Below are 20,701 nucleotides of genomic sequence, written 5' to 3' on the forward strand. Positions count from 1 at the left end.
CCGGATAATTTTACGCAGTAACTAAAAAGGAGAGGGTTGCCGATTGCCTCATCCCTCTTCCCATCCGAACAAGCTCCTTCAACTACCGCGGCTGCTCACATCCATTCCTTAATCAGCCTGTTCTCTTCCTCCGTTAAAGCTCCACGCCGAGCAGCTTGCAGATTCGAATGGACCCACTCCGTTTTCCTCATTGAGACAATAACTCGGTCGATTAATTGCTGCTCGGACACCCACCTCAGCAGCAGGTCCGCAGCTAGCTCCGATTCGATTTCGTCAAGCTTCCAACCTCGAACGAAAGGCGACAGTGCAACCGTTGTCAGTCCCATCTCCTTTGCGATGACAAACGTTTCCTTGGTCCTTTGATGCGCAATATTGTAAGGAGCAAGGATATGCGTAACGGGATGATCGGCAGGAAGGCTATTAAGATGTGAAGGCTCGACCATGCCAAGCCCGACTGTTCCCACTTTCCCTTGTTCAACCCAACGCTTCGCAAGCTCCATCTCCTGCCGAAGTTTACGTTCATCATCATGCGTGTGGATAACCAGAACATCAATACGATCAGTTTGCAGCTCACTCAGCATTACATCGATATGATGGGGCTCATAGCAGCTAAAACCGACCAGCTTATTGGACTGACCCGGCAGATTGAAGAAATTCCACGCCATAATTTCTGCTTCATTACGTCTGCCTAAAGCACGCATAACGTTCCCGAGCGACACCCTTTCCTGATAATAGGTCGTATCGATTAGCTGAATCCCGTTATCGAGGCACTCGCTGACAATCGCGCACTGCTCCTCGAACGATGCGAGTGGGTCGTTGCCCAGCTCCTCAATGAACGAGTGTCCTCCGAGTCCAAGTTTGGATAGTTTCGACATGCTTCTCATATCTCCCGTCAAGATAGATTGTATTTAACGTTTTAAAAAGAGACGTATTCTTGCGCATGATTAAATAAGTATGCTCGATCCCAATCTCCTGGAAGCTCTCTGTTATTTAAGCCCATATCCATTTTTCCGACTATATCCATTAATGCCGATTCAATTAATTCCACTCTAACATGGCCCCATACTTCTTGTTTTAATTGAGGGTAGCCGATGCTTTCAATCAAGGTCAGACCTTTTATTCGTTGGAAAAGTGTTGCCCACATCGTCAAATCTCCCGTTAGGCTTTTAGTTGAAATCCTAAATTCCTTGAAACCAACTACTCCAACGTTTGTGGAAATCGCAATTAATCCACAAATATCTGTTTCTTCTCGATGCAGCAACTTTCCTCTAAACTCATGATCAAATCGAAAACATTCTATTCGGGTAATCCTGCAGTTCTGTAAATGAGCCGAAACTTTGTTAGGATTCATAATCGACATATTGTCCTGTTCCTCCTATTTCGATATTAATTCCGTACATGAAAACAAAAAATGACCTTCTCTGTAATAAGAGAAAGGTCATTAGCATTCATTCGAAGTCATATCCTCACTCTTATCTGCCAGATTCGCTTTGCAAAGCGTTTCCGCAAGAATTAGCACCGTGCATTCCTTTGTATAACAAAGGTTTGTCGGTTGCCGGGTTTCATCGGGCTAGTCCCTCCACCTGCTCTTGATAAGAAAGTTCCATATATTTAATTATTTCAATTTTACTATAAAGGGCTTTGATGTCAAGACAATGTCTGAACCCCTAATAACTGCTCGTACATTGATTCGATTCGTATTACCCGTATTGTCGATAACTTGAACGTTTACCTTGCCTGCAGGGGTTGTAAACCTGCTAATAATTCCCTCGCGAAAGCTTCCAGCTCAATTGATTTGCCGCCCTCCAAACGAGACACTTCCGCCGCGAATGCCATCAAATGACTGCGCACAGATGCCGCAGCCGACGTCAGCGTCTCTTGACTGCTGTAGTTCCGGACATCGTTCAAGAAGCTGCGGACGATACCGGCATCACCGCCGCCATGGCCGCTTGTTTGTGCAGGAATGGTAATTTCGGTTTTCTGGTGCGTTAGAAAATCATACAACGTGATCGTATTGTCATCTCCGCGCAGCTCACCTCGTGTGCCCATGATTTGAATTCTGCGCTCTTGGTCAAATGTAAAGCCGCACATGCTGAACATAGCGGTAGCTCCGCTCGCGAATTCCATGCCTACCACTTGGTGGTCGACGACGTTATTATCGCTACGATAAACACAGCGGCCATAATCAGTTTCACGCAAGCCTCTTACAATGTTTTCTTTCGTTAGTTCCGGCGTGAAGTGACGCGCCCAATTGGTATACTGTTTGCTTAAATAGAATCGCGGCGCGGAATATGGACATGTTGATTCCACCTTGCAATCGAGGCAACGTTCGGCGGAGCCTTCTGGTGCGTTCGCGATATTGAAATGCATGAGTGAGCCATAGGAGTTCACGCGTATGCAGGGCTGCTCCATTAACCAGGACAAGACATCCATATCGTGACATGATTTCGATAGAATCATAGGACTTGTCGTGTTCGAATTGTTCCAATTGCCGCGTACAAAGCTGTGGGCGATATGCCAGTAGCCTACATTTTCATTCAATTGGATGGAGGCGATATCACCGATGCGGCCTTCCTGCAGCAGCTGCTTAATCGTACGCCAGAATGGAGTATAGCGCAGCACGTGGCAAATCGAGAGCAGTCTGTTATTATCTCGTGCGGCTTGCTCCATCTCCAAACACTCTCTCGGGTCCGGGGACATCGGCTTCTCCAGCAGCACGTGATACTTTTTGTTCAATGCCTTGAGAGTTGGCTCATAATGCATCTTATCCATCGTACAGATAAGCGCAATGTCAGCTAATTGATCCTCATCCAGAAGCTGCTCCCATGATTCATAGCATTGATCCGCTGGAATCTCATATTCCCGTGCGAACTTCTCGCGGCGTAACTGATCCGGCTCGGCTACGGCAACAAATTTTAATTCATAAGGGTAATCTAGTGCGAATTGAGCGTAGGCACCTACTCCGCGAGCGCCAGCTCCAATTAATACAGCTGTAAGTTGTGTGATGCTATTCTCCTCCAATGTAATTTTTTATGCAGAATGACCCTTTGGCTTCTTGCCAATCCATCGCTCATCTACTTTATCACTAGCAGACTGATACCTGGTGTCAACGCTCAACCGATAATGGTTAGTCGTATTCTCGAGCGAACAGTGCATCAGATACATCCCGAATATAAGTACATCTCCGGCACGGAACTCGGTCGTCGCCCATTTCCCTCCGAATTTCTCCGTAATGACGAGTGGATCGTCCGTATAATGTCCGACACCATCGCGATCAGAGTCTTTCTTTCCATAGCTGCTCTTTAATTCTTCAAAGTTATGAGAGTTCAAGCAAATCGCAAGCCCTCCCATCGCATAATTAACGTCGCCAATTGGGGACCAGACGGTATAGAGATTATGAGTTCCTCTGCCCATGTAGATAATATCGTAGTGCGCGCCCGTGAAATCGCCTTTACCAACGGCCCTCAGCCATTTGTAGTGGTAAGTCATCGATTGTTCGCCGAGCAGTCCGTCAAAAAAGCGCATAACATGTTCACCGTTCAGTACATGGAGCAATTCAGGCAAGTCTTCATTCGTACCACCCATGAAAATCGATTTGCTTCCATCAGCCATGATGCCTTCTTCAAGAAGCGTATCTCGCTCCAGCTTCCCCATCCGGTTCATTTTTTCCAAAATGCTCGTGCGAGCACGCAAGACATCTTCCCGGTTATGAAAATCGCGCAACAACAAATACCCATCTTCTTGCAAACGCTTACGAAGCGCCTCGACATCATGAAGAAGATCATTCGAGCTTCTTAATTCCGTCAAATGAGGTCCTCCGAGCTCTAACTCTCTACTACCCACCTTAACTTGCATTCCCCTTGCCCCTTTCCAAATTGTTTAGCCCTATTTTAAGATTGTATGACCTCCCGCACCATGGAAATCTGTAAATAATACATGTATAATCGTACAAAAACATGAAGCTAATTGATAAAAGAGGGTTGAACGTCGGATGACCTATATGAATATTCCTTACCAGTTAACAGAGTTGCCGTCCCCGCCGCCATGTCAATTCAAGTCCATCTGGAAGGTACAGGCGAATAACGCTTATCAAGTCGTTCAATCTCAAGGACTATCAACACCTGGGTTATTCGTTACCCTGGAAGGAAAAGGTAAATTCGTTCAAGAGGACACAACAATAGAGCTTACGCCAGGAACGATACTATTTGTAAAAGCGTCTACTCCTTGCTCTTATGAGTGTGCGGAAGATGACTGGAAGTTTTATTTTCTTCATTTTGACCAGCTTGATATGATCCATCACTTAGGCCTTCCCATCGGACAACAAATTGCAACCTCCAAAATACATGAGGCTATTCGATTATGCGAACGCCTCATTGATACCCTTATTATTCAATCTATTGGTTACGATTACGCTGCCAATCTCACTCTTCAAGAGCTGCTACTTATATTTGCTGGAGAACAGACAACAAGAATGACTAGCAATTCCGACATGGAAAGGATCCTGTTCCAAATGCATCGTAACATTGGTGGGCAGTTCCGGAGTGAAGATTTCATTACGAGCAATAGCGGCTTATCCCGTACTGCGTTCTTCTCGCAGTTTCGAGAGATGACCGGAAAATCCCCTACCCAATACATGTTGGAGCTCAAGCTCGCGTCTGCCAAGGCTTCCTTGGAATCTACAAACTTATCGGTGAAAGAAATTGCAGCTACGCTTCATTTTTACGATGAATTCCATTTTTCAAAAACGTTTAAGAAGCATTACGGCATTTCACCACGATCCTATCGACAAGCATTTTCACGGTTGAATTAATGCTCATTAAAACAAAGCAGTTACACCGGATCCGAACTGTACATGAAGCTAAGCTGCTTCTACACAGTATCTCGAGTGCTCGTCATCCAAGAACTACGGAGCTACCTATTCAAGAAATCGGGCGGCGTTGCGGCTTCTATTTTGTAAAACCTTAATGCATTTCCGCCAAATATAGCGTCATAGTCGGTCTCCCTTAAATGAGAAGGTAGTGATCTCTGTAACGCCACTACAACCGTATCATAGTCACAGGTTAACAAACAGACGGGCCAATCGCTTCCGAACATAATGCGACCCGGACCAAATGTCTCGACGACATGATGTACATAGGGAACCAAGTCCATCCAGCTCCAATTTTGTTGATCAGCCTCGGTAACTAAACCCGATAATTTGCACATCACACCAGGGTATCGTGCTAACTCAGCGATTTGTTCCTTCCACGGCTCAATGATTTTATCTGCAATAAATGGTTTTGCCGCATGATCAATTACAGCCCGGAGTGAAGGGATTTCTCGCAGAACTTTCCTCATGTCCGTCAGATGTCTTGGTCTCAACTGCAAATCGATAGGAAACTCATCCTTAGCAATCAATCTCAAGTTATCCATAACCCTTGGCCGAAGAATCCATCCATTAGGCAAGTCCTGCAGCATCGGACGAAATCCTACAAAGCCTTTATGTCTGCGGAAGTTAGAATAATGTAGAGGAAATTCGTCGGAGTCGAGCTCAAGCCAACCGACCACACCAACGATTGATTCCTCTTGCTCATACAGTGAGAGCATAAATGCCGTCTCTTCCAATGTCGGCGCAGCTTGTACAACGATCGTTCGCTCAATGCCGTGCTTTTGCAAATGGCTCTTTAAGTGAGAGGGCAAGAAGTCTGCATACAGATGGCCTTGCTCTGGGGTGAGCCAACCATAATCTCCCCGGTCTGGTTTCCAGTAATGCTGATGCGCATCTATCCTTATGTTCAACTCATTCGCCTCCTCTTTGAAGCCTCTTTACACAGACGACTACTCCGCTTCCCTCACAAAAACGATTTCGTTCGTCAGGTATTCATATGCAGCTACCCACTCGTTCGATATTAATATATCGCTTAACGTCGCATCGCTTACAAATCCATTCCGATTCATGCTTATTAATTGATACAAGGCTAGCTTATCCCACCCGATGCAATCACTTATCGCGATACCAACGTTTCGGCACCGTTCCTTTCTCTCTGCCTCTACTTCTGTTTCGTTTATGTAGTGTTCGTCTTGGAGACTGAGGAAGTGGAGTAATAAGTCATCCAAAAGAGCCATGCTGGATATGCCTTCTGGCCGCTCTCTCCACTCAAGAAGTTGAGCTGATATGTCCAAGACAGCCTTTTCGTGTTCACTTAATCTGCCGGGGATGAAAGGTTTTACGGTCGAAGCAGGGATCTCCCACCTGCCTTTTCTTCCTTTGCTCTTGCGCTTCCCTTGCAAAGTGCCCGTTGCTAACCACTGGTAAATGATGCGCTTCTCTTTATTTAACATAATCGCGACTTCTTCCACTGTAAAAACAGGCTCATAGGTCACTTCATCCGCCTCCTTAGACTATGAAACTATCAATTGTTTCATAGATATGATTCAGTAGACGAATCTATAACCGCTCCATAGGCAATATTCTGTTTATGAAACTGCTCTAGATTTAGTATAATAGTGTAAGCGATTTCAAGCTATGAATCGTTATCCATAGGGGGAGTGCATTTCATGATTCATAAGTCGGCAGCCACAAGAGTTTCGGAATACGTCAATACACTCAGAGGGAGCAACTCGGATCCGTCGTATTCGAAAGGAAATACGTTTCCTGCCACAGGGGTTCCGTTTGGCTTCAATTTCTGGTCACCTATGACTAACGCAAGCGAGCAAAGATGGATATACCAGTACAGCAGCAGCAGCATTCAGGCGTTTACGATCAGCCATATGCCAAGTCCATGGATTGGCGATCGCCAAACGTTCCAGTTCATGCCGATGTCCGATCAAGTCACGGTGGATCGAGACGCAAGGGGGGCTTCATTCGATCACGAGAATGAAACAGCCAAGGCGCACGTATACAGCGTGAAGTTTGATAACGGCATCCAAACAGAGATGGCTCCGACTGACCATGCGGCTTGTGTTCGTTTTAGCTTCCCAACGGATCGTTCCTATTTGCTGTTCGATACGTTTGACAATCTGGATGCCTCGATTGCATGGGATGAAGTCAATGGAGTCGTTACAGGGCATGTCGATTACCCGGATGGATTCTTGAGTCTGGTGCCTAGAATGTACGTATATGCAGAGTTCAGTCAGCCTTTTGTACGCTCAAATAAAGTCGAAGGTTACCGTGACCTAACTTCTTGGGTCGAATTTGATACGAATCAAGATCGTCAAGTGATTATGAAGATTGCTACATCCTTTATCAGCGTTGAACAAGCGAAGGCGAATCTGCTTGAGGAAATCGGCAGCAGCACCTTCGAGCAAGTGAAGCTGGCTGGGCAGGATGCCTGGGATGCGATCTTGAATAAGATCGAGGTGGAAGGCGCCTCCGAGGATCAGCTGGTCACACTGTATTCCAACCTTTATCGTCTGTATATTTATCCAAACTCTGCTTACGAGAATGTTGAAGGCACTCCGAAATACGCAACGCCTTATGTGAAGGGCAACCCAATCAAGGAAGGCAAAATTTATGTGAACAACGGCTTCTGGGACACATACAGAACAACATGGCCTATGTATGCGCTGCTAACGCCTGATAAAGCCGGAGAGCTGGCGGAGGGCTTCCTTAAGGGCTATAAGGACGGGGGCTGGATGGCTAGATGGTCCGCTCCGGGCTGTGTAGATTGCATGGTAGGAACTAATTCTGAAATTATTTTTGCGGATGCTTATTTGAAGGGTATTACGGGCTTTGATGTCGAAGCTGCCTATGATTCGATGATTAGGAATGCAGCAACCTATAGCAGTGACTCCTCCAAAGGACGCAAAGGAATGGATCGCTCCGTGTTCTTGGGTTATACCCCGCAGGATCAAGTGGGTGAATCGACCTCCTGGTCGCTTGAAAGTTATCTGAACGACTTTGGTGTTGCTCAGCTGGCATCAGCGCTTGGCAAAGAAGATGACGCTAAATACTTCTATAACCGGGCATTGAATTATGTGCATATCTTCTCGCCATCTGTTGGCTTCTTCCGCGGCAAGAATGAGGATGGCACTTGGCGCACCTCTGATGAAGAATTCAGCTCGATTCGCTGGGGCTTTGAATACACGGAGGGGAATGCTTGGCACTATTGCGTAGCTGTGCCGCATGACGGACAAGGGCTTGCCAATCTGTATGGCGGAAGAGAAGGATTGTCGGGCAAAATCGACGATGTATTCCATGCACCTAGAGATTTTGAAGAAGGTGGATACTTCCGCGTCATTCATGAGATGGTTGAGGCTTACGATATCGATAGAGGTCAGTACGGACATTCGAATCAGCCTGTTCATCATACCATCTACATGTACAACTATGCCGGCACACCGTGGAAGACACAAGAGCGTGCGCGTGATATTGTAACTCGTCTATATGATTCTGGAGTTGGGACGGGCAACGGCTATCAAGGCGATGAAGATAACGGCGAAATGTCCGCATGGTATCTGTTTGCTGCGATGGGCTTTTACCCTGTAAGCGTAGGACGTCCTGAATATGCGATCGGTGCGCCTTATTTCAAGAAGATGACGATTCATTTGGAGAATGGCAAGGCTATTGTCATCAATGCTCCGAAGGTGAATGACGACAACATCTATGTACAGGGTTTGAAGTTGAATGGGCAAGACTATACGAAGAACTACTTCTTGCACCAAGATCTTGCAAATGGAGCTGTTCTAGAGTTCGATATGGGTCCATCTCCATCAAGCTGGGGCTCAGGGAAAGACGATGTGCCGCCTTCACTGACTACAGGCGAGCTGCCGCCGCAGCCGTTGCAAGACCTAGCTAACGGAGGCAAGGTTACGGCAAGCGGAGAGAATGAAGCAGCTGGCAACACAGCGGCTCAGGCATTCGTCAACAATTCTTCGACGAAATGGCAGACATTAGAGTCCGCAGGCTGGATTCAATATGAGCTGAAGGAAGCAGGAGCTGTGCAAATGTACACCATCACCTCAGCGAATGATGGTAAAGCGCAGGATCCTATGAGCTGGGAGCTCCTTGCTTCCAACGATGGAACCAACTGGACCATTCTGGATGCGAGAGACGATGAGGCCTTCACCTGGAGACAACACACACGTCCATTCGCCATGAATCAGGCTCACGCATTCACCTTCTACCGTTTGAATGTGAAGCAAAACCATGGAGCCGACTCCTTGCAAATCGCAGAAATTGAATTGCTTGGGTAAGCGATCATTCAAGCCAGTCAGCGGAATCAGGACGATTCTGAATGCTTGAAATGATTGAATCGAATAAATCAATATTAATGAAAGAGCCATCCCGCAAGGGATGGCTCTAAACCTTCTCGTAACAGACAGCGAGGTGAACCGTATCACAATAGTGGCCTATCCGGCCGCCATTGTCGCATCAGCCAGCGCTATACAACATACCGAAGCTGATCGCCATTTTTAATCAAAATCATAGCGCTGTTCCAGAAACGGATCGCCATACATATGGTACCCGTTCCGCTCCCAAAACCCCGCCTTATCTTTCTCCATAAACTCGATACCGCGCAGCCACTTGGCGCTCTTCCAGAAGTAGAGATGCGGCACGACCATACGAACCGGATAACCGTGTTCCGGAGATAGAATTTCTCCATTATGCTTGATTGCAAGGAACGACGTGTCACGTAAGAAGTCTTCGAGCGGCAGGTTCGTCGACCAGCCATGCTCGGCGTGCAGCATGACGAACTTCGCCTCCGGCTTCAGCTTGACCCGCTCCATAATGGTCGCCACCGCTACGCCTTCCCAGACGTTATCGAGCTTCGACCACGTCGTGACGCAGTGAATATCGTTCCCGAATTGCTGTCGCGGCAGCTGCATGAACTCCTTGTACGAGATCTCAGCAATCTCTTCAACAAGACCGAACAAGCGCAAATGCCATAACCCCATATCCCGGTAGTAAGGCACCTCCCCATGATGGAGTACAGGGAATCCTGTCGTTACCCGCTGCCCCGGCGGAACACGGTCTCCGTCACCGGCATCGCTGTCTTTGCGTGCATCTGGCCCAAACAACATCTTCGCTTCTCCTTCCGGCGCTGTGAGCTGCGCCGCACAAGTATACGACTGCTTCGCTTATTGTTTCACTAAATACGAAATAACCGGATGAGAAATCACATTGCGGTCCCGATATGTAGCAGTAATGGCTTCGCTATGCGAGCTGACGATGCCGTTCTGCAGAATGACCGGCTTGAAGCCGCGTTCGCTCGCTCCGTTATAGGTGAACAGCACGCAGTGCTCCGCAGCGTTGCCGGCAATAATCAACAGCTCAACGTCCCGCTCGCGCAAAATTCCCTCAAGCCCGGTATTCCAGAACGAATTGGAATATGTTTTGGTCACAACCAGGTCGTTCTCCTGAATCGGAATTTCCGGAATCGTCTGGAAAGCTTCCCGATTCGACTCGTCCATCCCCTCAATATCTTGAATATGAATGATGACATGATCCTTCGATCGAAGAATCCCCGCAACATAGTTACTATACTCGCAGGCTCTGTCGATGACCTTCTTGTCTGCTTCCTGCAAATGGACGGGCTGCATATCAATAATAAGAAAACCTAGCTTCATAGTTTAGAACGCTCCCCTCAAAATGGTCATCCTTCCAGCTGCTCTTCTTCTACATATCCATTATGCTCCACACGCAGCACGAGCGGACCAATCGCAAGCGCCAGCACGAGCAGTGCCACGCCGACAAATAGGGAAATGCCGTAGCTCTGCAGCCAGTATGGACTATCTTCAATCTGTTTGTAGATCCAGCCGCCGACAAGCGGTCCTATAAATCCGGTAACCCCGGTCAGAGCTGCGAATAGCGCCACATACATCGGCCGGTCTGACTTCGGTGTATCCCCAATAATAAAGTTGAACACGAGCAAATTATAACCGCCAAGTCCAAAGCCGAGCACGATATTCACGAGCATCAGCACAGCAATAACCGGAATAATCTCGATGCCCGCCCACAGCACGCAGGAAGCAGCAATAATTGGGAATGCCCAGAGCAGCAGCGTCCGCGCATCATACTTCGTATTGAGGTTCCCCCAATAATAGTAGCTGAACATCGTCATAACCATCTGCACGGTGGTAATGACCGTAATCATCCATTTGCTAATGTGAAGTGTTTCCAGCATCACGTAGGAAAATAACGGAATCGCCATATTTTGCAGCAAAATGTAAATGGCTATGAATACCGTCGCTTTCATGAAGCCCCGATCCTTGAGCGGCTTCAAGAACAGCGCGGCGGAGCTCGATGCCTCCGACTTCTGAAACGGTGGATTCGGGTAGCGCCACAGCTCCATCCCGTTCCATATCGCACAAATCGCGCTAATCGCATACAGAAGAATGAATCCTGTCTGATCGTTAAACCGCTCCAGTATTTGACCGCCAATGAGCAGCACGATGCTGCCGACCGCCCAGTGAATTGTGTTGCGAATGCCAAAATATCTGCCCCGTACTTGCGGCGGCACCATATCAGCGACAAGTGAAGTCCAGAAGACACTGCTGGCCGAAGCCGAGATGAACGACATGAAGAACAAGCCGATAAAGACGCCTACGCGCAGCTCTTCAGGCACGAGGAATGGAATCAATCCGGTTGCTACCCACAATATCCGGTGAAGCGAACCGAAGATCGTGAGCAGCAGCCGTCGGTTTGTAAACCGCTGCATGTAGAAAGCAGCAACGAGCTGCACCAAATTCGCCAGTGCAGGAATAGCCATAACGAGCCCGACGTCCGAAGCCGTCCCGCCTAGATAGACAATATAGATGGTCAGAATCGGACCGCCAAGCAAGTTGGCGACAATGACCGCCGGGATCCCTTCCCTAATGGAAGTAAGCAGCCCACGGCGCTGCTCGGACAGCTCTTTTCGTTTAAACACCGAGATGATGTGATTCCAAAATGACATGAACGTAAACTCCTCCGCCCCGTTACTCCTGATGTCATACACAGCCAACCAAGCAAGCTGCCTTATTGCGTGAACAATTCACCTAGCGTACGAACCATAACGCCAGTAGCACCTTTCACTTCCCATACCTTATCCCGCTCCAGCCATGCGGTTCCGGCAACATCGAGATGGACCCACGGCTTCTCCTCCGTGAACGCCCCGATGAACAAGCCGGCAATGCTTGCGGCACCGTAACGGCTTCCCCCGTTCTTCATATCCGCTGCATCGCTATCGAGCTGCCTACGGAATTCAGGGAAGGCTGGCAGCGGCCAGATCCGCTCTCCTGTCAGCTGCGAAGCAGCGATGACCTGCTGGTGCAACGGCTCGTCGTTCGTCACCGAACCGGTGGCGACATCGCCAAGCGCCACCAGCACAGCGCCTGTCAGCGTCGCGACGTCGATCAGCTTCGTCGCGCCGCGGCGAAGAGCCGTCGTGAGGCCATCGGCCAGCACAAGGCGGCCTTCCGCGTCCGTGTTTACAATCTCAACCGTCGTGCCATTCATCATCGTCAGCACGTCGCCTGGCTTAAACGCTCGATCCGATGGCATATTCTCCGCGGTCGGGATGACAATGACTGCATTCATTGCCGGACGAAGCTCGCCAAGAATCCGCACGACGCCAAGCACAGTCGCCGCACCGCCCATGTCCGAGATCATCTCTTCCATGCCAACCTTCGGCTTAATGCAGATACCGCCGGTATCGAACGTGATACCTTTGCCGATTAAGCCCCATTTCTCGTCATCGCCTGGTGCGCCTTCATAATGAATGACGACCATACGCGGCGGATGAATGCTGCCCTGCCCTACGCCGAGCAGCCCGCCCATGCCTTCCTCCGCAGCGGCAACCTCATCGAATATCTCATAGTCGAGATTGTACTTCTGCGCCAAAGCTTCCGCTTCCTCTGCAAGCTTCTGCGGTGTCAGATTGTTACCCGGTAAATTCGTAATGTCGCGCGCATAGCGGACGGACTCCGCGAAGACGACGCCGCGATGAATGCCGTCTTTCCACTGCGCCTCCACATTCGAGGCCTCCGCAGCCTTCAGCGGCTGGGCCGGCGTGAACGTGACCGATGCCACGGTCGACTGCCGCTTCGCATCCGCTTTCTTCGCAGTCTTGCGCACGAACAATCCAAGCGCATATCCATCCGTCATCGCTTGCGCCGCTTGCTTGACCGTGAACGTCGAAGCGCCGGCGCTCGCTCCAACACCAGTACCACTGCCGCCGAGCACTGCCGCCGGAAGCAGCTGCTTCACCGCCGCTGCCTTGAGGCGTGTTGCCGCCTTCGCAGCGACTGCCGCCGCATCACGCAGGCTATCCGTCGTCATCTTGTCCTTCGCCGTGATCCCGACGAAGAGGACATGCGACTCAGGAAGCAAGCCAAGCGTCGGCATGACGAGCGTTTCCTTCGGCTCTCCTCTGAACAGCTCCTTCGCAACATGCTGGCGAAGCGCCTCATCCAGCTGCGGATGCACCCATTTCTGCCCGGCTGCCCCTGACTGCTTCAGCTCATCCTTCGTTACGAATACGACTGTAACATCAGCAGCACCGCAGGCTGCCGGCCCACTTGCATATATAAATTGAACACTCATCTGCACATTCGCTCCTTCAATTCCATCATCTACGAATTTCAGTCCGTTGACAACACAAAAAAACCGGGTTTCCCCGATTTCATTGCAGCCAATTTGGCCCATTTATCCATAAGCCAAGGGTCATACCCGATTCTAATCGTTTACTCCGCCAATGGCAAATAAATATTGAACTCCGTACCCTCGCCCGGATTGCTCGAAACGCGGATTTTGCCGCCGTGATTTCGGACGATCCGGTAACTGACCGACAAGCCAAGCCCAGTTCCCGACACCTTCGTCGTGAAGAACGGATCGAACAGCTTCGACTTCGTCGTCGTATCCATGCCATTCCCATTGTCACGGATTGTTATTTCCGCATCACGCCCGTCGCGGCGCGTGACGATGTCAATGCGCCCGCTGCGCTCACTTTCAAGCTCGCCGATGGCATCGATCGCATTGCGGACCATATTCAAGATGACCTGCTTCACCTGCTTCACGTCAATGGAGATGGTAAGCTCCTCGTCATACGATTCCAGATGAATCTGGCAGCCTTTGAGCAGCGCCTCGCTATCTGAAAGCAGGATAACCTCCTTAAGCAGCGAATGGATCGGCACCTTCTGCTTCATCGGCGCGGAAGGCTTCGAAGAATTGAGAAATTCATAGATAATATCGTTGGCACGGTCAATTTCCGTGAGGATGATACGCGAGTACTCTTCTTTGCCAAGCTGTGCAAGATGTGGTTTGAGCAGCTGGATAAACCCGCGAATCGATGTAAGGGGGTTGCGAATCTCATGTGCAATCGCCGCCGCGATCTTCCCAAGCATCGCGAGCTTGTCATTCTGATAAGCGGTCTGCTCAATCTGCTTATATTCCGTAACGTCCTTCACGCTGATCAGATAATCGCCGTCCAGCTGATCTCCGTAGGTGACGGTTACGAGCAGGAAGCGGCCGTTCACATCCTGAAACTCCAGGTAGCGGCTGCGACGCAAATGCACTTCCTTAAATACTCGCAAAATAATCCGTTTTGATCTGCGGCTCAGCTGACTATGCCATAGCATGTCGATAATATTGCAACCGATCAGCGTCTTGCGAGGAATGTCGAGAAGCTTGGCCATCTGCACATTGACGAAAGAGAGGATGCCATCGCTGTCAAAGATCGCGATACCGCTGTCCATATGCTGGAGAACATTTTCATATTTATTTTTGACCATACGAAAAGAACGATGCGAGCTAAGCAGCATGTCGCGCATATCGCTGAACCGCTGATCTGGCGTCTGCTCCGGCTGCAAACGGAAACGAAAAGCAACCATGAGCTCAATCAGAAAAATAAAAGAACGGCTGTATAAGCTGAGCGCTTCATCCGAGTCCATATTAGCCACAAGCTTCTGCATGGATTCTTCATGAATTGCGATGATGTCTTCCGGGTGGATATCCTGGAGTAACTTGCCAATTTCAGTCGCCTCAAACAAGGAGGCTTCGCTTCCGCTTCTCATATATTCCGCGAGCGCCGGGAAGTATCGTTTTCGAATTGCTTGCATGGCCTGCATGTGTTACTCCTCTCCTGCCGCGCAGTTCGGTGAGCTGTAGCGTACCTCCGAATGAATCCACTTCCGAAACGTGATCATCGTCCCGCGAAGCTGATCATGGGTCAGCTCTAGATCTGCAGCCAGCCTATCTAACCACTGCTGCTGAATCCGACTAGGCCCGCGAAAATGATCGAATAATCTGACTTCAATACCACTAGCTTGTTCACCTTTGCTATAACAAAGCTGTCGAATGGTCAGATGACCCTTCTCTGCGAAAGAAATGAGCTTGAGCGCAAGTTCGGAAATTGTGTATGCAATAATCGTTTGATCGACAAGATTAAAGCCGACCGCTCTCGCGGTATCCCGACCTCTTTCCCGGGCATAGATAATGTCTGACTTCTCCCTTATATGCATCATTTCCACGTTCAATTCTCTCCTCCACCCTCTTAATGCTTTGTACATGCAGGTTCCGAGTCTGAGATGGTTTACAATAATCATAGAGATAACAGGTAATTTCTGTCAACCGAAGATACTGTCGAATCGACTCGACGAAAAGATAGGGCGAAAGGCGCGGGCAATAAGTGCCTGCGCCTTTCCTTGCGGTAACGTTAGTCCCGACCCGAGCGATCGTTGTCCTTCTATCCTCGGCCACTGCTATGATTGCTATCATCTTTATCCCCGCGGCTGCTCTGACCGTTGCTCTTGTCATCGCTCTTGTCGTCCTTGCCGCTGATACTTCCACCGCTCTTATCTGCACTGCCTTTATCGCTGCCGTTGTCCTTCTCATTCTTCCCCTGCGTCTGGTTTTGGCTCTGCTGCTGGCGACCCTTGTCCATGCTTGTTCCTTTACCACTACTGCTGTTGGTGCTGCCATTGCCATTGCCTTTGCTGTCTTTGCTGTCCTTACCCTGGCCGCCATTCCAATTCTGTCCATTATTTTTACCCGAGCTGGACGGCTTTGAATCCTTGCCTTGAACGCCACTAGGGCGACCGTTGGAAGTGTTTTTTGCATCTCCCTGGCCGCCTTCATGCGTTTTATTCTCTTGTTCCTGCTTTTGGTCGCTGTCGCCTTGATGATCGCCTTTCTTCTCCGAATGACTACCGGAAGTCGCCTGCTCGCCGCCATCTTCCTTCTTATCATCATTCTTACGATTATCGCGCCAGTCATCGCCGCGCAGGTCATCACGGCCTTTGCCGGATTTACCGCTTCCCTTGCCACTGTTATTACCGCTCGCTTTATTCGCAGCAGCCTTCGCTTCCTCGCGTTTCTGGCGCTTCTCTTGCTCCTTCTTCAGAAGCTCCTTCAGCTGCTCCTTCTGCGCTTCCCGCTGCTTTTCTTTGTCTGCTTTAATAGCAGCTCCAGCAGTTCCATCAGCTTTGGTATTACCAGAAGAAGTGCCAGATGTATCTGACTTACCGCTCGACTTAGCCGGCATATTCATATCCTTCGCGCTCTTATCGTCACCCGCCCCGGCAGCAGGCTTCTTCGCAGCTTCCTTCTCGTTCGATGAAGCATCATCATTCACCACTGCCGCCACACCGCCCATCGGCTTCGCGGCTTGATGGATCGACTCTGTCTTCAGCTGGTGAATCGAAATGTTGTAGCCCTTCTTCTTCGCCATCAAGTAGAACGCCATCTTGCCTGCCGACAGGCCGTCATTCTTCGCTTCCTCCCGCACCTCAACTGGAGCCGAGATCTTCGTTACGGCTACCTTCAAGCTGCGGCCCTTCTCTGTCTTCTCAAGCGACTTATGAACAGCTGCGTCCATATGCGTCGTAACCGCGTTCTCATAGTCAACCGACGCCTTCTTGTCGTCGACCACCACGCTCGTAATTATGACATCGCCTTCGCCGCTGTTCAGATACGGTCCGGCACTAATGCGGTCCATAATCGCTTCGGTCACTTCCTCAAGCGACAGCCCCTTATACGCTAGGCCCTCCGTGACATCCGCGCCATCATCATTGATCGCTCGCAATTCCTCAACCTTCTCGTCCTTCGTCACGCCAAGCTCGATACTCGGATTAACGTCCATCGTTAAGTACGCAACGACCGGATGCTGATTTCCCCAATAGTTCACGAGGAACGGTACAATTAGGAGGAGCAAGATTGCCGCGGCACCTGCGCTCGCGCTGTATAGCTTACGGGGATTTTGCATACGCCTCTGCTCAGTAAAAGCGAAATCTTCACCTACTTGCGGCTTACGCATTGTTCTTACTTTGCGAAACTGTCCGTCCGGCATTAGAACGACGACAAATTTCGCGCTTGTTTCCATCACAATACCACGACTCATGCTCTCACCCCCCTTGCTTCAGCCTCTTCCTCCAGTGCCTGATCTTGCGGTGCAATGTATTGCTGCAAATACGGATAATCTCCGTTATGTAATAACGCAAGTGCGATGATATACTTTCGATTGCGTTCAATCGTCTTCCTGGACACGCTGGCCATTTCACACAGCTCTTTGATCGGCAGCTTCTGCTTCGTCTCTAAGACTTCGTACAGCTGCGGATCGGATGCGAGCAGTCGACTGATTGATATAAGCAGCAGCCTCGAATCGCTATGTTTAGGAGATAGATCTGATAGCTCCATGAAAGAAATGTCGAATTGCTTCAGTCTTGCATCGTATTCCGCGATTTCCATGCGACGCGCTTCTGTTTCCTGAGTGATCGAGTAACGATGAAGCGCTTCTTTCGTCTCAATCGGATTAACCGTCATTTCCTCTTCATCATCTTGATCGAAAGCGCTGTATGGAACTGTACCCTGATGCCTTTGTTCTTTTCGGACATAGTCAATAAGCCTACGCCGAATGACCGTTTCGGCAAAGCCGAGGAACGATTTTCCTGCCTGACCTTTGAATTGTTCGATCGCTTCGTTGAAAGCGACAAGTGCAATGCTGAACTCATCTGCCCGCTCCGGATCGATATATCTCTTGCAAAATCGGCTCGTCACCTTCGCGATATACGGCTTGTATGCCGCGATAAAGTCACTGCGCGAAGCTTCTCCGCGCCTGATTTGCTCCACAACTTCCTCTGGAGCAATATGTAGGCTTTCGGTGACTGCCGACTTCTCATGCTTCCCGCCGAAAATTCGTTTGAACAGTACCAGTAGCAACCGCTCCACCTCACAATTACATTTTTCGTGTTCACTGTATAGATTGAGGGGGTAGACATAATAAAAAAGCCTCCTTGTTAAGGAGGCGGTTTCATCCATCAACAATACCCTTCAGAGGTTCTGCGCTGCATCAGCTTATTTCGCCGCCCGTTCAATACGCTGAGCCGGCGTTTCAAGTCAGCTTCCCAGCTCTCATCTTCGATTTGTTTCGCAAAACAAAGCAGGTCGAGCGCCATATCAATTTGGTTCGTCACAACATCCATCGGATCTTCGTTCTCGTTATTCACGCAGTTCTCGAACAATTCCTGTTCTTCCTGCTCGACATATTCAATGAAGTCAACTTCAGATGCGCCATCTCCATGGGCATATTCAGCCAAAATTTCATATTCATTCTCAATCATGTGATGAATCTCCACACGGTGGCAAACGGGGCAAAAAAGAATAGGAACATTATGAATATGCGTGCGAAAATGCTTCAGCGTACCGTTCGTGCCGATCATACTAGCTCCACAGCAAAAGCTCATTCCTGTCACCCTCCTTAGTACATTACCCTTCTTGAAATGATCTGAAACTTTGTATAACTTATTCGCTCCTCTAAATCAAAATTCCTGCTTTACGTTTGTTTCCAGTGTATAGAAAAACCCGAAGCCTGAAACGGCTCCGGGATCTATTTTAAACATAAGATTACTTCTTGATTGCTGCAACGATCAAATCGCCCATTTCAGTTGTGCCAATCGCTTTGCTCTTATCCACTGCGATGTCGCCTGTACGGTGACCAGCATCGAGTACCGATTTAACTGCATCTTCGATTGCTTGCGCAGCTTCGTGGTAGCCGAAAGTGAGGCGGAACATAAGCGCAACCGACAGAATCGTTGCGATCGGGTTCGAGATGCCTTGGCCAGCAATGTCAGGCGCGGAGCCGTGTACCGGCTCGTACAAGCCGAAGGCGCCTTCGCCAAGCGATGCGGAGGACAACATACCGATCGAGCCTGTCAGCATTGCTGCTTCGTCACTGATGATGTCGCCGAACATGTTCTCCGTTACGATAACGTCGAAGCTTGAAGGACGGCGGAGCAGCTGCATTGCGCAGTTGTCAACGAGCACGTGCTCAAGTTCAACATCCGGATACTCAGGCGCGATCCGGTTTACTACTTCACGCCATAGGCGGGAAGTTTCAAGCACGTTCGCTTTATCAACCGACGCCAGCTTCTTGCGGCGTGTGCTCGCAATTTCGAAGCCTTGGCGCACGATGCGCTCAATTTCAACCACGTTGTATACGCAAGTATCTACCGCTTCTTCACCGTGTTCACCTTGACGGCGGAACTTCTCGCCGAAGTAGATGCCGCCAGTCAGCTCGCGCACAACGATCAGGTCAGTGCCCTCAAGAACTTCCGGCTTCAGCGTGGAAGCTTCCTTCAAGCAGTCGAATACGTTCGCTGGGCGAATGTTCGAGAACAAACCAAGCGCTTTACGAATACCGAGAAGGCCTGTCTCCGGACGAAGCTCCTTCGAATTGTTATCCCATTTCGGTCCGCCTACAGCGCCGAGCAGGACAGCGTCCGCAGCTTTACAAATATCAAGCGTTTCTTGTGGAAGCGGCGTGCCTTTCTCATCGATAGCGATACCGCCGAACAGGCCGTGAGTCGTTTCGAATTGGTAGCCGTACAGCTCTTCCGTTTTCTTCAATACTTTCAGTGCTTCGCCAACAACCTCAGGTCCGATACCGTCACCGGCGATAACTGCAATTTTTTTAACGTCTGCCATAGTCGAAAGACACTCCTTTTATTCAGGGCCATCTTGCACCCTCTGATTATAGTTCTCACTCTCCCTTAGTTGTACCATAACAGCCTTGGTATGACAAAGATATAATAGCTATGACTTTTATAGGCTGAGCATATAAAGGTGACGGAGCGTCCTTGTTTAGAACAGCTCGTTGTCCTTCGCACGCTGTGCAGCATCTTTACTGCTCTTCCCGCCAATCTTGCGCAAAATATTGTTTACGTGGTTCTTCACCGTACGCAGCGACAGGAAAGACTTCTCCGCGATCTGCGATTGGCTGTTACCCTCGTGAATCATCTTCAGCAGCTGCACCTCCGACGGCGTCAGCATCCGCTTAAACTTCTCGGTCTCATATTCCCGCTCAAGCCTCTTCAGGCGGCGGAATTCCTCAAGCATCAGGCGAGCTGCAGAGCTGTCGATCGAGGAGCGGTCTGCAGCTGCACTCCGAACCGCATCTGGAATCGCGGTGAAGTCTGACTTCACCAAGTAGTTCACCGCGCCGGCTCGGAACGCCTCCACGACGAATGCGCGATCCTCCATCGACGTCAGCATAATGATCTGCGCGCCGCTGCCGGACAGCTCGGAAGCAAGCCGCAGTCCATCCGGGCTATCAGCGAGCATGATGTCAAGCAGAATGATGTCCGCACCAGATGACGGCGCAATGGCAAGCGCGGCTTCTGCGTTATCGGCTTCGCCTATCACTTGCATATCCGGCTGTCCGTTCAAATAAGCAGCCAGTCCTCTGCGCCAGTCCGGGTCATCCTCTACAAGCATGATGCGGACTTGCGTCCCCTCATTATGTGCCAT

19 protein-coding genes and 1 riboswitch are annotated in these 20,701 nt (G+C 49.6%); of the genes, 2 read left to right on the forward strand and 17 right to left on the reverse strand.

Features of this window, described 5'->3' with window-relative positions:
- Positions 1–95: 95 nt before the first annotated feature.
- The 4 genes from BMY11_RS12940 to BMY11_RS12955 all read right to left on the reverse strand — a co-directional run bounded on the left by BMY11_RS12940 (position 96) and on the right by BMY11_RS12955 (position 3,807).
- On the reverse strand, positions 96–875 hold the full coding sequence (locus BMY11_RS12940) for an aldo/keto reductase (protein ID WP_090576292.1): 780 nt from the start codon (positions 873–875) through the stop codon (positions 96–98).
- Between the two features lie 41 nt (positions 876–916).
- Positions 917–1,360: a hypothetical protein gene (locus tag BMY11_RS12945; protein ID WP_090576294.1), complete on the reverse strand. Its 444-nt coding sequence runs from the start codon at positions 1,358–1,360 to the stop codon at positions 917–919.
- A gap of 109 nt (positions 1,361–1,469) precedes the next feature.
- Positions 1,470–1,599, reverse strand: a riboswitch (SAM riboswitch).
- 129 nt (positions 1,600–1,728) lie between these two features.
- Positions 1,729–3,006 carry a Gfo/Idh/MocA family protein gene (locus BMY11_RS12950; RefSeq protein ID WP_090576777.1) on the reverse strand — a complete coding sequence of 426 codons (1,278 nt, stop codon included), beginning with the start codon at positions 3,004–3,006 and terminating at the stop codon, positions 1,729–1,731.
- Between the two features lie 24 nt (positions 3,007–3,030).
- Positions 3,031–3,807, reverse strand: a complete 777-nt coding sequence (locus BMY11_RS12955) for a phytanoyl-CoA dioxygenase family protein (protein WP_256217439.1) — start codon at positions 3,805–3,807, stop codon at positions 3,031–3,033.
- Between the two features lie 184 nt (positions 3,808–3,991).
- Here BMY11_RS12955 and BMY11_RS12960 point away from each other — a divergent pair, with 184 nt between their 5' ends.
- Positions 3,992–4,810 (forward strand): AraC family transcriptional regulator, encoded by an 819-nt coding sequence (locus tag BMY11_RS12960; RefSeq protein WP_090576301.1) that lies wholly within the window; start codon positions 3,992–3,994, stop codon positions 4,808–4,810.
- A 101-nt stretch (positions 4,811–4,911) separates the two neighbouring features.
- On the opposite strand, the gene BMY11_RS12965 is transcribed toward BMY11_RS12960, so the two are convergent.
- Together BMY11_RS12965 and BMY11_RS12970 are read right to left on the reverse strand one after the other, a co-directional pair.
- Positions 4,912–5,778 carry an amidohydrolase family protein gene (locus BMY11_RS12965; RefSeq protein WP_256217440.1) on the reverse strand — a complete coding sequence of 289 codons (867 nt, stop codon included), beginning with the start codon at positions 5,776–5,778 and terminating at the stop codon, positions 4,912–4,914.
- A 39-nt stretch (positions 5,779–5,817) separates the two neighbouring features.
- Complete coding sequence (locus BMY11_RS12970) at positions 5,818–6,363, reverse strand: hypothetical protein (RefSeq protein WP_090576304.1); 546 nt, start codon at positions 6,361–6,363, stop codon at positions 5,818–5,820.
- 174 nt (positions 6,364–6,537) lie between these two features.
- On the opposite strand from BMY11_RS12970, the gene BMY11_RS12975 reads away from it, so the two are divergent.
- A complete protein-coding gene (locus BMY11_RS12975) occupies positions 6,538–9,174 on the forward strand; it encodes a GH92 family glycosyl hydrolase (protein ID WP_090576307.1) in 2,637 nt (878 codons plus the stop codon).
- Between the two features lie 219 nt (positions 9,175–9,393).
- On the opposite strand, the gene BMY11_RS12980 is transcribed toward BMY11_RS12975, so the two are convergent.
- The 11 genes from BMY11_RS12980 to BMY11_RS13030 all read right to left on the reverse strand — a co-directional run bounded on the left by BMY11_RS12980 (position 9,394) and on the right by BMY11_RS13030 (position 20,701).
- Positions 9,394–10,002 (reverse strand): sulfite oxidase-like oxidoreductase, encoded by a 609-nt coding sequence (locus BMY11_RS12980; protein ID WP_090576310.1) that lies wholly within the window; start codon positions 10,000–10,002, stop codon positions 9,394–9,396.
- A gap of 57 nt (positions 10,003–10,059) precedes the next feature.
- The gene (locus tag BMY11_RS12985; RefSeq protein WP_090576313.1) at positions 10,060–10,548 is read right to left on the reverse strand and encodes a cysteine hydrolase family protein; all 489 of its coding nucleotides are present in this window, start codon (positions 10,546–10,548) and stop codon (positions 10,060–10,062) included.
- A 26-nt stretch (positions 10,549–10,574) separates the two neighbouring features.
- Positions 10,575–11,876 (reverse strand): MFS transporter, encoded by a 1,302-nt coding sequence (locus BMY11_RS12990; RefSeq protein ID WP_090576316.1) that lies wholly within the window; start codon positions 11,874–11,876, stop codon positions 10,575–10,577.
- Positions 11,877–11,938: 62 nt separating this feature from the next.
- Entirely contained in the window at positions 11,939–13,504 is a 1,566-nt protein-coding gene (locus BMY11_RS12995) for a leucyl aminopeptidase (protein ID WP_090576320.1), read from the reverse strand.
- A gap of 140 nt (positions 13,505–13,644) precedes the next feature.
- Positions 13,645–15,018, reverse strand: coding sequence for an ATP-binding protein (locus tag BMY11_RS13000; protein WP_090576783.1), 1,374 nt, complete (start codon positions 15,016–15,018; stop codon positions 13,645–13,647).
- A gap of 12 nt (positions 15,019–15,030) precedes the next feature.
- Positions 15,031–15,429, reverse strand: coding sequence for an ATP-binding protein (locus BMY11_RS13005; protein WP_090576323.1), 399 nt, complete (start codon positions 15,427–15,429; stop codon positions 15,031–15,033).
- Between the two features lie 215 nt (positions 15,430–15,644).
- Positions 15,645–17,297: an anti-sigma factor domain-containing protein gene (locus tag BMY11_RS13010; protein WP_090576326.1), complete on the reverse strand. Its 1,653-nt coding sequence runs from the start codon at positions 17,295–17,297 to the stop codon at positions 15,645–15,647.
- Entirely contained in the window at positions 17,294–18,115 is an 822-nt protein-coding gene (gene sigI / locus BMY11_RS13015) for an RNA polymerase sigma factor SigI (RefSeq protein ID WP_090576329.1), read from the reverse strand. The genes BMY11_RS13010 and sigI overlap by 4 nt, the downstream gene beginning before the upstream one ends.
- Before the next feature lie 98 nt (positions 18,116–18,213).
- The gene (locus tag BMY11_RS13020; protein ID WP_090576332.1) at positions 18,214–18,639 is read right to left on the reverse strand and encodes a hypothetical protein; all 426 of its coding nucleotides are present in this window, start codon (positions 18,637–18,639) and stop codon (positions 18,214–18,216) included.
- Positions 18,640–18,799: 160 nt separating this feature from the next.
- Entirely contained in the window at positions 18,800–19,879 is a 1,080-nt protein-coding gene (gene leuB / locus BMY11_RS13025) for a 3-isopropylmalate dehydrogenase (protein WP_090576335.1), read from the reverse strand.
- 156 nt (positions 19,880–20,035) lie between these two features.
- Positions 20,036–20,701, reverse strand: coding sequence for a response regulator transcription factor (locus BMY11_RS13030; protein WP_090576338.1), 666 nt, complete (start codon positions 20,699–20,701; stop codon positions 20,036–20,038).

It is taken from the genome of Paenibacillus sp. OV219 (genome assembly GCF_900110075.1).
Lineage (GTDB): Bacteria > Bacillota > Bacilli > Paenibacillales > Paenibacillaceae > Paenibacillus_Z.